Source organism: Oscillibacter sp. ER4 (genome assembly GCF_000765235.1).
GTDB lineage: Bacteria > Bacillota > Clostridia > Oscillospirales > Oscillospiraceae > Hominicoprocola > Hominicoprocola fusiformis.
This window is the reverse complement of record NZ_JPJG01000031.1, coordinates 1-12,353: the sequence shown is the minus strand read 5'-3', so window position 1 is coordinate 12,353 and position 12,353 is coordinate 1. Positions and strand designations below refer to the sequence as shown.

Sequence of the window (12,353 nt, the reverse complement as noted above, 5' to 3'; positions counted from 1 at the left end):
TGATATTAAGAGGCTGCACTCCGCTTCGCGCCTCGCCTTTGGCTCGACGCGCGCTGCGTGAGAAGTGTTTTTTGCCACGCGCATGTCGCGGCAAAAAACGGATCAAGATCATTTGCTCCGTGCGCGGCGCAAATATTTCAAACGATTTTTAATATACTATAAAATAAAGGAGAAAATTATCTATGAGCAAGACTGTTGAACTGGCACGCCACCTTGAGACGCTGCACATCAATAACATGTACAAGACCGACTTCTACTGGACGTGGGACAAGAGCGACGAGGAGATCGACGCGGTCTTCACCGTGGCCGACGCGCTGCGCGACCTGCGCGAGCGCAACAAGAACACGAAGATCTTCAATTCCGGCCTCGGCATTTCGATCTTCCGCGACAACTCCACGCGCACGCGCTTCTCATTTGCCTCCGCGTGCAACCTGCTGGGTCTTGAGGAGCAGGTGCTCGATGAAAAGAAGTCCCAGATCGCACACGGCGAGACCGTGCGCGAGACGGCGAACATGGTCTCGTTCATGGCCGACGTCATCGGCATTCGCGACGATATGTTCATCGGCGAGGGCCACAAGTATCAGAAGACCTTCATGGACGCGCTCGAAGAGGGCTACCGCGACGGCATCCTCGAACAGCGCCCGACGCTTGTGAACCTCCAGTGCGACGTCGACCACCCGACGCAGTGCATGGCCGATATGCTCCACATCATCCACTACTTCGGCGGCGTGGAGAACCTCAAGGGCAAGAAGGTCGCCATGACCTGGGCCTATTCCCCGAGCTACGGCAAGCCCCTCTCCGTCCCGCAGGGCGTTATTGGCCTCTTCACCCGCTTCGGCATGGATGTCACCCTCGCTCACCCCGAAGGCTACGAGGTCATGCCCGAGGTCGAGGAGATCGCCAAGAAGAACGCGGCGGCCACCGGCGGCAGCTTCAAGAAGTGCAACGACATGAAGGAAGCCTTCAAGGATGCCGATATCGTCTATCCCAAGTCCTGGGCGCCGTTCAAGGCCATGGAGGAGCGCACGAAGCTCTATCAGGCCGGCGACAAGGACGGCATCGACGAGCTGGAGAAAAAGCTGCTCGCGCAGAACGCCGAGCACAAGGACTGGGCCTGCACCGAAGAGATGATGAAGCTCACCAAGGACGGCAAGGCGCTCTATCTCCACTGCCTGCCCGCCGACATCACCGGTCTTTCCTGCCCTGAGGGCGAGGTCGACAACAGCGTGTTCGACCGCTATATCATCCCCCTGTACAAGCAGGCTTCCTACAAGCCGTATATCATCGCTGCAATGATGTTCCTCGCGCAGGTCAAGGATCCCGTCCGCGCCCTGATGGAGATGGACAAGAGCGGCGAAGAGCGCAAGATGTTCTAAGGCGCATTTCATATGTAAAAAGGCGGGTCAGCCGCTTTTGAGAGAAGAGAGTTTTTAAAAAATCAAGGAGAGATAGTCATCATGAGCAAGAGAATCGTCATCGCCCTGGGCGGCAACGCGCTGGGCAACACCCCCTACGAGCAGCTCGCCCTCGTCACCAAGACCGCAAAGCCCATCGTCGACCTGATCGCGCAGGGCAACGAGGTCATCATCGCCCACGGCAACGGCCCGCAGGTCGGCATGATCAACCTCGGCATGGCCACCGCCGCCGAGGCGGGGGCCATCAAGTCCGACATGCCCTTCCCCGAGTGCGGCGCGATGAGCCAGGGCTATATCGGCTACCACCTGCAGAACGCCATCGGCAACGAGCTCGCCTCCCGCGGCATGAACAAGGACGTCGCGACCGTCGTGACGCAGGTGCTCGTCGATGAGGCCGACCCCGCCTTCCAGCATCCCACCAAGCCCGTCGGCGCGTTCTACGACAAGGAGACCGCCGACCGCATCGCCGCGGAAAAGGGCTACACCATGGTCGAGGATGCCGGCCGCGGCTACCGTCAGGTCGTTCCCTCCCCCAAGCCGATCGACGTCATTGAAAAGAACACTGTCAAGGCGCTCGTCGACAACGGTACGGTCGTCATCACGGTCGGCGGCGGTGGCATCCCCGTCGTTTGCCGTGACGGCAAGCTCTACGGCACGCCCGCGGTCATCGACAAGGACTTCGCCACCGCCAAGCTCGCAGAGCTGCTCGACGCGGACATGCTCGTCATCCTGACAGCGGTCGAGAAGGTCGCCATCAACTTCGGCAAGCCCGACCAGAAGGGTCTCGACACCCTGACGCCGGACGAGGCGCGCAAGTATATCGACGAAAAGCAGTTTGCCCCCGGCTCCATGCTGCCGAAGGTTCAGGCCGCCATGTCGTTTGCAGAGAGCAAGCCCGGCCGCGTTGCGCTCATCACCCTTCTTGAGAAGGCTGCCGAGGGCATCGAGGGCAAGACCGGCACCCTCGTACAGATGTAAATCCCGCCAAACCTTTCTAAAAAGGGTCCGTTTCGAAAAGCGGGCCCTTTTTTTCGTGCTTTCTCCGCTATGGACAAAAATTCATGCTGCTTTTTTGGTCAAGTTTGACCCTCATTTTTTCTTTTTCCTGTTGCTAAATTTTTCCTTTTTATGTATCATGGTGATAACGGTATTCAAATCTTTTGATTGCCGTAAAATTTAAGGAGGATTTACCGAAATGAAGAAGTTCCTTGCACTGCTCCTGAGTCTCGTGATGGTTCTCGCCCTTGTCGCCTGCGGCGATAAGACGGACGACTCCAACAACGGCGACACCCAGGACAACACCGATGCTGCCGATTTCAAGGTCGGCTTCATCATGCTCCACGACGAAAACTCCACCTACGACCTCAACTTCATCAACGCTGCGAAAGAGGCCTGCGAGACGCTCGGCGTCGAGTACACCATCGTGACCAACGTTCCCGAAGGTCAGGAGTGCTACGACAAGGCCGCTGAGCTCGCCGACGCTGGCTGCAACATCATCTTCGCCGACTCTTTCGGTCACGAAGACTACATGATCCAGGCCGCGAAGGACTTCCCCGACGTGCAGTTCTGCCACTCCACCGGCACCAAGGCGCACACCGAGGGTCTGAGCAACTACCACAACGCCTTCGCTTCCATCTATGAGGGCCGTTTCCTCGCCGGTGTTGCTGCCGGTATGAAGCTCAACGAGATGATCGCCAACGGTGAGTTCTCCGCGGACGATGCCAAGATCGGCTACGTCGGCGCCTTCACCTATGCCGAGGTTATCTCCGGCTACACCTCCTTCTTCCTGGGCGCTCGCTCCGTCTGCCCCACTGCCACGATGGAAGTCACCTTCACCGGCAGCTGGTATGACGAGACCGCCGAGAAGGAAGGCGCGCAGAAGCTCATCCAGAACGGCTGCAAGCTCATCAGCCAGCACGCCGACTCCATGGGCGCTCCCACCGCTTGCGAGACCGCCGGTGTCCCCGACGTTTCCTACAACGGTTCCACCGAGGCCGCCTGCCCCAACACCTATCTGATCTCCTCCCGCATCGACTGGGCCCCCTACTATGAGTACGCCATCAAGGCTGCCATGAACGGCGACGCCATCGACGCCGACTGGACCGGCACCCTCGCTACCGGCTCCGTCGTGCTGACCGACCTGAACGAGAATGTTGCCGCCGAGGGTACCGCTGAAGCCATCGCCGACGCGACCGCCAAGCTCGAGAGCGGTGAGCTCCATGTCTTCGACTGCTCCACCTTCACCGTGGACGGCCAGACCTTGACCTCCTCCATGGCCGACGTCGACACCGATGCCGACTACACGCCTGATACCGAGGCCATCGTGGACGGCTATTTTGCCGAGTCCACTTTCCGCTCCGCCCCGTACTTCCAGCTCCAGATCGACGGCATCACGCTGCTCGACCAGGCGTTCTAAGCTTCTCTTGCAAACTACATATCGGGCTGCCTTCGGGCAGCCCGATATCTTTTTTCTTTTTATGGCACTTTTCGCTATTTTGCTAAAAATTTTTGTACGCTTCTAATTTTTTTTGTGTTTTTTTCTGTTTTACATTTACAACGCCGTTCAATTATGCTAATATATGACTTGTACAAATACAATGCTGCGGGGCTTTCTTCCTGTGCCCTCCAGCGGAAAAAGGGGTGACCGCCTTGGGAACTGCATGCGCAGTTAAAATGGAGAATGTCACGAAGCGGTTCGGCAAAGTGGTGGCGAACAACGCCATCAACCTTGAGCTGCACGAGGGCGAGATCCTGTCGCTGCTCGGCGAAAACGGCAGCGGCAAGACGACGCTGATGAACATGCTCTCCGGCATCTATTTCCCCGACGAGGGGCAAATCTACATTCACGGCGAACCCGTCACGATCGCCTCCCCCAAGGATGCGTTCGAACACGGCATCGGTATGATCCACCAGCACTTCAAGCTCGTTGATCTTTTCACCGCAACGGAGAATATCATCCTCGGCCTTGAAGGCAAGCTCGACATTGCCGAAGCCAGCAAAAAGGTCAAAGAGATCTGCGACAAATACGGGTTCGACATCGACCCCAATCAGAAGATCTACGACATGTCCGTTTCGCAGAAGCAGACCGTCGAGATCGTCAAGGTGCTCTACCGCGGGGCGGACATTCTCATTCTGGACGAGCCGACCGCAGTGCTCACCCCGCAGGAGACGGACAAACTCTTCGCCATCATGCGCAACATGAAGGCCGACGGCAAGTCCCTCATCATCATCACGCACAAGCTGCACGAGGTGCTCGACGTGTCCGACCGCGTGGCCGTGCTGCGCAAGGGCGAATACGTCGGTGACGTCGCCACCAAGGACGCCGACCAGCAATCGCTGACCGACATGATGGTCGGCCACACGGTGAGCCTGAACATCAGCCGCCCCGAGCCGAAGGACGTTGAAAAGCGCCTCGTCATCGAAGGCCTGACGGCTTACGACGAGCTTGGCGTCAAGCGTCTGGATGACGTCAGCTTCACCATCAACGCGGGCGAGGTGCTCGGCATCGCGGGCGTCGCAGGCAGCGGCCAGCGCGAGCTGCTCGAGTCCATTGCGGGCCTCTACCCCGTCGCCTCCGGCCATGTCACGTTCTATCCGCCCGACGGCGGCAAGGAAAAGGAACTCGTCGGTCTCGACCCGATGAAGATCCGCAAGAGCGGCATTTCGATGTCGTTCGTCCCCGAAGACCGACTCGGCATGGGCCTGGTCGGCTCGATGGGCATGACGGGCAACATGATGCTGCGCTCCTGGCGCAAGGGTAAGGGGCTGTTCCTCAACCGCAAGGATCCCGAAGCGCTCGCTAACCGCATCTGGGAAGAGCTCGGTGTCGTCACGCCCAGCACGTCCTTCCCCGTGCGCCGCATGTCCGGCGGCAACGTGCAGAAGGTGCTTGTCGGACGCGAGATTGCCCAGTCCCCCGCCGTGCTGATGACCGCTTACGCCGTGCGTGGCCTGGACATCAACACCTCCTATACCATTTACAACCTGCTGACAGAGCAGAAGATGCGCGGCGTCGCCGTCGTCTATGTCGGCGAAGACCTCGACGTGCTGCTTGAGCTGTGCGACCGCATCGTCGTTCTCTGCGGCGGTCAGGTCTCCGGCGTGGTCGACGCCAGAAAGACCAACAAGCGCGAGGTCGGCGCACTGATGACGCTCGTGAGGGGAGGCAACAAGGATGAATAAGAAACAGTCGCTCTTCCACATCGCCAAGCGCGATACGCTCCCCTGGTACAAGGCCGTTTTGATCCGCGGCGGCGCGATCGTGCTCGCTTTGATCGTCTGCGCGATCGTCACAACGCTGCTGACGGGCGAAAATCCCATCAAGGTCTACTCCACAATCCTCTACGGCGCGTTCGGTACGTCGCGCAAGAGCTGGGTCACGTTCCATAACCTCGCGATCCTGCTCGGCATCTCGCTCGCGGTCACGCCCGCGTTCAAGATGCGCTTCTGGAACATCGGTGCCGAGGGTCAGGTGCTCATCGGCTGCCTTGCCACCGCGGCCTGCATGATCTGCCTTGGCGGCAAGATTCCCAACGGTCTTCTCATCGTCATTATGATCGTCGCCTCCGTCGCGGCAGGCGCGCTGTGGGGCTTCCTCCCCGGTATCTTCAAGGCCAAGTGGAACACGAACGAAACGCTCTTCACGCTCATGATGAACTACATCGCGACACAGCTCGCCGCGTTCTTCATCATCGTGTGGGAAGTGCCCAAGGGCTCGGGCAAGATCGGTATCATCAACCAGAATACCGAGGCTGGCTGGCTCCCCGTTCTCGGCGGCCAGCGCTATCTCCTCCCGATCCTGCTTGTGGCGATCCTCACGGGCGTTATGTATATCTATCTCAATTACAGCAAGCACGGCTATGAGATCGCCGTTGTCGGTGAGAGCCAGCGCACCGCGAGCTATGCGGGCATCAAGGTAGAGCGCGTCATCGTGCGCACGATGATCCTCTCCGGCGCGATCTGCGGCCTCATCGGCCTGCTGCTCACCGCCGGTACGGACCACACGCTGACCACCACCATCGTCGGCGGACGCGGCTTCACTGCGGTCATGGTCTCCTGGATGGCCAAGTTCAACCCCATCATGATGATCTTCACGAGCCTTCTTATCGTGGTTCTGAGCCGCGGCGCGAGCGAGATCTCCAGCGTGTTCGGCCTGAACCACTCCTTCGCCGATATCCTGACGGGCATCATCCTGTTCTTCATCATCGGCAGCGAATTCTTCATCACCTACAAGGTCAGCCTGCGCAAGGGCAAAAAGGAGGCGTGAGCGATGTTTGATCTTGCTTCTTTCCTTCCCCGTGCGGTCATGCAGGGCATTCCCCTGCTCTACGGCAGCACCGGTGAGATCCTGACGGAAAAGTCCGGCAACCTGAACCTCGGCATTCCGGGCGTGATGTACGTCGGCGGTATCTGCGGCGTCATCGGCGCGTTCTTCTACGAGCAGTCCACCCCGGCTGCCGACATGAACGCGTTCCTCGCCATCGGTATCCCGATGCTCTGCTCGCTTTTGGGCTCGCTTCTGATGGGCCTTCTCTACTGCCTGCTGACCGTTACTCTGCGCGCCAACCAGAACGTCACGGGTCTTGCGCTCACGACGTTCGGCGTCGGCATCGGCAACTTCTTCGGCGGCTCGCTCATCAAGCTGACCGACAGCGAAGTCCCCTCCATCGCGCTGAGCGCGACGAGCGCCTATTTCAGCAAATCCCTGAATGTCGGCGGCTGGTTCGGTCAGGTTTTCCTGTCCTACGGCTTCCTTGCCTACCTCGCCATCGTCATCGCATTGTTCGCGTCGTACTTCCTCAAGCACACCCGCACGGGTCTTCACCTGCGCGCCGTGGGCGAGAGCGCGGCGACGGCGGACGCAGCCGGCATCAACGTGACGAAGTACAAATACCTCGCCACCTGCATCGGCAGCATGATCGCGGGTCTCGGCGGTCTGTATTACGTCATGGACTACGCCTGCGGCGTCTGGTCCAACAACGCCTTCGGCGACCGCGGCTGGCTCGCCATCGCGCTCGTCATCTTCACGATCTGGCGTCCGAACGTCAGCGTGCTGGCCTCCATCCTGTTCGGCGGGTTCTACATCCTCTATATCTTCATCCCCACCGGCACCAACCTTGCTATCAAGGAGCTCTACAAGATGCTCCCCTACGTCGTCACGCTGGTCGTTCTGATCATCGTGTCGCTGCGCAAGAAGCGCGAGGTTCAGCCGCCCGCATCGCTGGGTCTGAGCTACTTCCGCGAAGAGAGATAAATCTTAAAACAAAAGCACCCGATGGGTGCTTTTGTTTTAGACAAGTTTCAGCGCTTGTCGTTCACCGCTCCAATCGCTGCAAAGTGTCGCTGCGGACGCGCATGTCGTCCTCCGCGACGAATTTCAATTTATTTCACGCCGTGCGCGGCGTGAAACTCTGCGAGGCTTTTGAGCTGTTTTGCCGCTGGAGGCAGCAAAATGCGCTTCTTGCTATTTTTCACTAAATCTGCCTGCGTTTGGCGCGGGTCTAAGAGGTATTGCTATGTCTACTCTGCTCATTCAAAACATTCGTTCGCTGGTGTCGTGTGATGACGCGGACACGGTTTATGAAAACGTCGATCTGTATGCTGAGGATGGATTCATCCGCGCGATCGGTAAAAATCTGCCGCAGGAGGCGGAAAAGGTGATTGACGCGAGCCACATGCTCTGCTACCCCGGCCTTGTCAACACGCACCATCATCTCTATCAGGTCTTTTCCCGCAACCTGCCGGAAGTACAGAACATGGAGCTCTTCGACTGGCTCAAAACGCTCTATGAGATCTGGAAAAACCTCGACGAGGACGTCATCCGCCTCTCGACGCTCACGGGCCTTGGCGAGCTGATGAAGCACGGCTGCACGACCTGCTTCGACCATCACTATGTCTTCCCTGCGGGCGCGGGCGACCTCATTGGCGCGCAGTTTGCCGCGTCGGACGAGATCGGCGCGCGCATGTACGCCTCGCGCGGCAGTATGGACCTCTCTGTCAAGGACGGCGGCCTGCCGCCCGACAGCGTCGTGCAGACGGTCGACGAGATCATGGCCGATTCCGCCCGTGTCATCGAGAAATACCACGACAAGTCGTTCGGCGCGATGCACCGCGTTGCGCTCGCCCCGTGCTCGCCGTTCTCCGTGTCTGCCGACCTTCTGCGCGAGAGCGCCGTGCTCGCACGAGAGTACGGCGTGCGCCTGCACACCCACCTGTGCGAGACGAAGGACGAAGAACACTTCATGCTCGCGCGCGAGGGCGTCCGCCCGCTCGAGTACATGGAGCGCCTCGGCTGGACGGGCAGCGACGTCTGGTTCGCTCACGGCATCCACTTCAACGACGAGGAGCTGCGCGTGCTGGCAAAGACGCACACCGGCGTGGCGCACTGCCCGATCTCGAACATGAAGCTCGCCTCCGGCGTCGCCCGCGTGCCCGAGATGCTGAAGCTCGGCGTGCCGGTCGGCCTCGCGGTTGACGGTTCAGCCTCGAACGACGGCTCATCGCTGATGGAGGAACTGCGCGTCGCGTTCCTGCTGCACCGTTTGAACAGCAGCAAAGCTGCCCCCAGCGGTTACGACGTGCTCAAGATGGCAACATGCGGCAGCGCGGCCATCCTTGGCCGCAGCGACGACATCGGCTCGCTCGAGGTCGGCAAGTGCTGCGACCTCTTCATGATCGACTCGCGCAGGCTCGAGCTCGTCGGCTCGTGCTTTGACCCCAAAAGCGTGCTCGGCACTGTCGGCGTGCGCGGACCCGTTGACTACACAGTCGTTCAGGGCCGCGTGACGGTCGACCACGGTCATCTTGTCACAGTCGACGAAGAACAGCTTGCGCACGACGCGGAGGCGAAGTGCCGCGCGTATCTGAACCGCTGAGGAGGCTGCCATGACCGTTGAGATCATCTGCGGGGACATTTCCGCCCTCCCCTCTTCCGACCATGCGACCGAACTTCTGCCGCTCACGGACGGCGACACGCTGGCCCTCTCCTGCACAGACAGCGACCTGAAGGCCGCCTACCGCCTCCTGCGCGCCATCATGGACTACGGCTATGAGCACGCACAGCCGTCGCGCGTGCGTCTAATTTGCGCGGACGAGGCGTCGCGTAGGGCGTACTCCTTCCAGTGGAACATGTGGTTCGCCGCGGAAAAGCCAAAACACGAAGATTAAAAAGAAAAGACGAGCGAATTTTCGCTCGTCTTTTTCTCATAAATAGCGGTCCACTTTTTGCAAAATCGTCTCGTAGCGCTCGGCGAGCTCCTGCTTTGTCTCGCCGAACCGCCCGCGAAGCTCCTGCCGCGAACGGACAATTGTCTGCAACGCCTCGTCGCGCTCAATGCGCAGCCCCGCGGCGATCTCCTCGCTCAGCTCGCCCACGCTGGCAAAGGCCTCCATCAGCCCACCCTGCGTTTTGAAAAACTCGTCGCCGAAGCGCTCGCGCTTCGGATATTTTCCGCTGCGGTAATTGTCGATGACGACCTCGTAGCGTGCCATGGCGCGCTGCACCGCCGTCTCCCATGAAACGTACAGCTCGCGCTGGGCGTTTTCGCCGACCACTTGCATCACCTCTGGCGCGCGGCAGAGCTCTTCGAGCTTTGCCGCCATCGCCGCGGCGTTTTCCTCGATGCAAAAGCCGTTTCGCCCGTCGCCCACGCCCTCGGACGCGCAGGAATTTCGGATCATCACAGTCGCCGTACCGCTGGCTGCGGCCTCGCGCACGACAAGGCCGTTCGTGTCGAACGTCGACGGGAAGAGAAACAGGTCGGATCTGCCATACCACGCGCGGATGATCTCGCGGTCAGAGATCGCACCTGTGAAAAAGCAGCGGTCGGAGAGCTTCTGCTCTTCCGCATAGCTGCGGATCTCCGCGCCGTCTGCGCCCTCGCCGACAAACACCATGCGGAAGTCGACATTTTTCTCGCGCAGCGTTTTCAGCGCGTCTAAAATGATGCGGATACCCTTGTACCACATCAGCCGCCCGACGAAGAGAAAGACCGGCACGTTCTGCGGCAGGTCATATCTGCCCGTCGCCGCGGCGATGGCCTCGTCAGACACCCGCCCGCGCGGCACGTCCACGCCGTTTTCCATCACGATGTAGTCGCCCTCGTAGCCGAGCGAGCGCAGATTTTCCCCCGCCCCGCGGCTCACGACCCAGACCTCATCGCAGCTTGCGATGTTCTGCACCAGCGCGCGAATGGCGCTCTCCTGCAAGAGCTTGCCGCGCACAGCCTTGGCGATGTCGACATCGTACTTCGTGTGATACGTCAGCACGAGCGGCGCGTCGACCACGGCGCGCAGCGAGCGCGCCAGCAGGCACGACGTGATGGGACAATGCGTGTGCATCAGTTCGACCTTCTGCTCCGTCAGCACGCGCGCGGTCTCGGGTGAAAACGGATAGCCCGCCACGTAGCCGAGCTTCTTGCGCGTGTCGATGCTCGGGTAGCGCAGCACGGGGAATGGGAACGCGCTGTCGTCCGCGCCGGGCATTGTCGGCGTGACGACAATGGCGTTTTCGCCGCTTTTCGTGATGTTTTTCGCGTAGTTCACGACGGCGTTCGCCACGCCGTCGATCTCGGGCGGAAAGGAATCGTTCAAAAGGCAGATGGTTCTCTTGTCCATGCCATTGCCCTCCTGTTGCTTGTTTTTCGGCAGCGCCGAAGTGTGATTCAGTATATCATTTTTCGCGCGAAGATGGTATACTATGTGTGAATTTTACGCGCTGTTTACTTCGGGAAAGGAGGGCTTCCATGCGCATTCTCACATACACCGTGACGCCGGAGGAGGACGGCCGCATGGTCAAAGGCATCCTGCGCGGCAGTCTTCAGCTTTCCTACACGCTGCTCAAAAGCCTCAAATGGCGCGAAAACGCCATTTTATTGAACGGACAGAGCGTCCATGTCAACACAATCGTCCACGCGGGCGACACCGTCAGCGTCGTCCTCAGCGAGCGTACGCCGCGCGAGGACTTGTACTGCGCAAATGCGGCAAAGCCCGACATCGTCTACGAGGACGACGACCTGCTCGTGCTCAACAAACTCGCGGGTATCGCCATGCACCCAAAGGCGGGCGACGCCTCCGCGCCGAGCCTCGCCGCGATGCTGACGAATTATCTCGGCGAGGGCAGCGTGCCGCACTTTGTCAGCAGGCTCGACAAGGGAACGTCCGGTCTCCTCATCACCGCAAAGAGCGGCTATGTGCACGACCGCCTGCGCCGCGCGCTGCATTCAAGCGATCTGCGGCGCGAGTACCGCGCCGTCACCGTCGGCACAGTCGAGCCGCCGTGCGGCGTCATCGACGCGCCGATCGGCCGCGCGGAGGGCTCCATCATCCGCCGCTGCGTGCGCGCGGACGGACTTCCGAGCCTCACAGAGTACGAGACTCTGCAAGTAAACGACCGCTTCACGCTCCTGCGCCTGCGCCCACAGACGGGTCGCACGCATCAGCTTCGCGTCCACATGGCATACCTCGGCCATCCCCTCGCGGGCGACTGGCTCTACGGCACGGAGGACAAAACCCTTATCGCCCGCCCCGCGCTGCACTCATACGAGCTGTGGTTCACCCAGCCGGTCACCGGACAGAAATTACACTTTACAGCGCCTATCCCGCAGGATATGCAGCGCTTGATGGAATGAAAAAGCACCGTTTTGGCCGGCTCCACATAAGAAAACATGCGCCGTAAAAGAGAAAATTTTGCACTGACTCCTTCGTTGCGCCGTCTTGCCATGCGACAGCATGCCTGCGCCGCCGCGCCTCGGCTCCGCACAAAATTTGCTCTTTTTCGGTGCGAAGCAGTTTTGCCAATGAATTTTTGAGATGAAATCGGTTGAAAAAATCTCCCCATACTGGCGTATGTGAAGTGACCCCAAAAAGTTAGACAATATTCTGAAGTAAAAATTGTTCAAGCAGCTGAAAGGGCTTGCTGTCTGTGAATTGCAGGCGGCA

Annotated in this window: 11 protein-coding genes; 9 read left to right on the top strand and 2 right to left on the bottom strand. The window is 59.7% G+C overall.

Annotated elements, in window-relative coordinates:
* Window positions 1-182 precede the first annotated feature (182 nt).
* The 8 genes from ygeW (at window position 183) to NI20_RS0105245 (ending at window position 9,581) form a co-directional block, all read left to right on the top strand.
* The gene (gene ygeW / locus NI20_RS0105280) at window positions 183-1,376 is read left to right on the top strand and encodes a knotted carbamoyltransferase YgeW (protein WP_033120408.1); all 1,194 of its coding nucleotides are present in this window, start codon (window positions 183-185) and stop codon (window positions 1,374-1,376) included.
* A gap of 81 nt (window positions 1,377-1,457) precedes the next feature.
* Window positions 1,458-2,393: a carbamate kinase gene (gene arcC, locus NI20_RS0105275; protein WP_033120407.1), complete on the top strand. Its 936-nt coding sequence runs from the start codon at window positions 1,458-1,460 to the stop codon at window positions 2,391-2,393.
* A gap of 217 nt (window positions 2,394-2,610) precedes the next feature.
* The gene (locus tag NI20_RS0105270; RefSeq protein ID WP_033120406.1) at window positions 2,611-3,831 is read left to right on the top strand and encodes a BMP family ABC transporter substrate-binding protein; all 1,221 of its coding nucleotides are present in this window, start codon (window positions 2,611-2,613) and stop codon (window positions 3,829-3,831) included.
* 257 nt (window positions 3,832-4,088) lie between these two features.
* Window positions 4,089-5,597, top strand: coding sequence for an ABC transporter ATP-binding protein (locus NI20_RS0105265; protein WP_033120405.1), 1,509 nt, complete (start codon window positions 4,089-4,091; stop codon window positions 5,595-5,597).
* The gene (locus NI20_RS0105260; RefSeq protein ID WP_033120404.1) at window positions 5,590-6,681 is read left to right on the top strand and encodes an ABC transporter permease; all 1,092 of its coding nucleotides are present in this window, start codon (window positions 5,590-5,592) and stop codon (window positions 6,679-6,681) included. Before NI20_RS0105265 ends, NI20_RS0105260 begins: the two co-directional genes overlap by 8 nt.
* A 3-nt stretch (window positions 6,682-6,684) precedes the next feature.
* The gene (locus NI20_RS0105255; protein WP_033120403.1) at window positions 6,685-7,668 is read left to right on the top strand and encodes an ABC transporter permease; all 984 of its coding nucleotides are present in this window, start codon (window positions 6,685-6,687) and stop codon (window positions 7,666-7,668) included.
* A 262-nt stretch (window positions 7,669-7,930) separates the two neighbouring features.
* Window positions 7,931-9,289 carry an 8-oxoguanine deaminase gene (locus NI20_RS0105250; RefSeq protein ID WP_033120402.1) on the top strand — a complete coding sequence of 453 codons (1,359 nt, stop codon included), beginning with the start codon at window positions 7,931-7,933 and terminating at the stop codon, window positions 9,287-9,289.
* Window positions 9,290-9,299: 10 nt separating this feature from the next.
* Window positions 9,300-9,581, top strand: coding sequence for a hypothetical protein (locus NI20_RS0105245; RefSeq protein WP_033120401.1), 282 nt, complete (start codon window positions 9,300-9,302; stop codon window positions 9,579-9,581).
* Window positions 9,582-9,617: 36 nt separating this feature from the next.
* Here the strand turns inward: NI20_RS0105245 and NI20_RS0105240 are convergent, their stop codons facing one another.
* Window positions 9,618-11,030 carry a glycosyltransferase gene (locus NI20_RS0105240; RefSeq protein WP_081958381.1) on the bottom strand — a complete coding sequence of 471 codons (1,413 nt, stop codon included), beginning with the start codon at window positions 11,028-11,030 and terminating at the stop codon, window positions 9,618-9,620.
* A gap of 128 nt (window positions 11,031-11,158) precedes the next feature.
* Between NI20_RS0105240 and NI20_RS0105235 the strand changes: the two genes are divergently transcribed.
* Entirely contained in the window at window positions 11,159-12,043 is an 885-nt protein-coding gene (locus NI20_RS0105235) for an RluA family pseudouridine synthase (protein ID WP_033120400.1), read from the top strand.
* Here NI20_RS0105235 and NI20_RS15500 read toward each other — a convergent pair.
* Window positions 11,993-12,353: hypothetical protein (locus NI20_RS15500; RefSeq protein ID WP_206538567.1), on the bottom strand; the 361-nt coding region annotated here is incomplete at its 5' end. The two genes, NI20_RS0105235 and NI20_RS15500, sit on opposite strands and share 51 nt — an antisense overlap.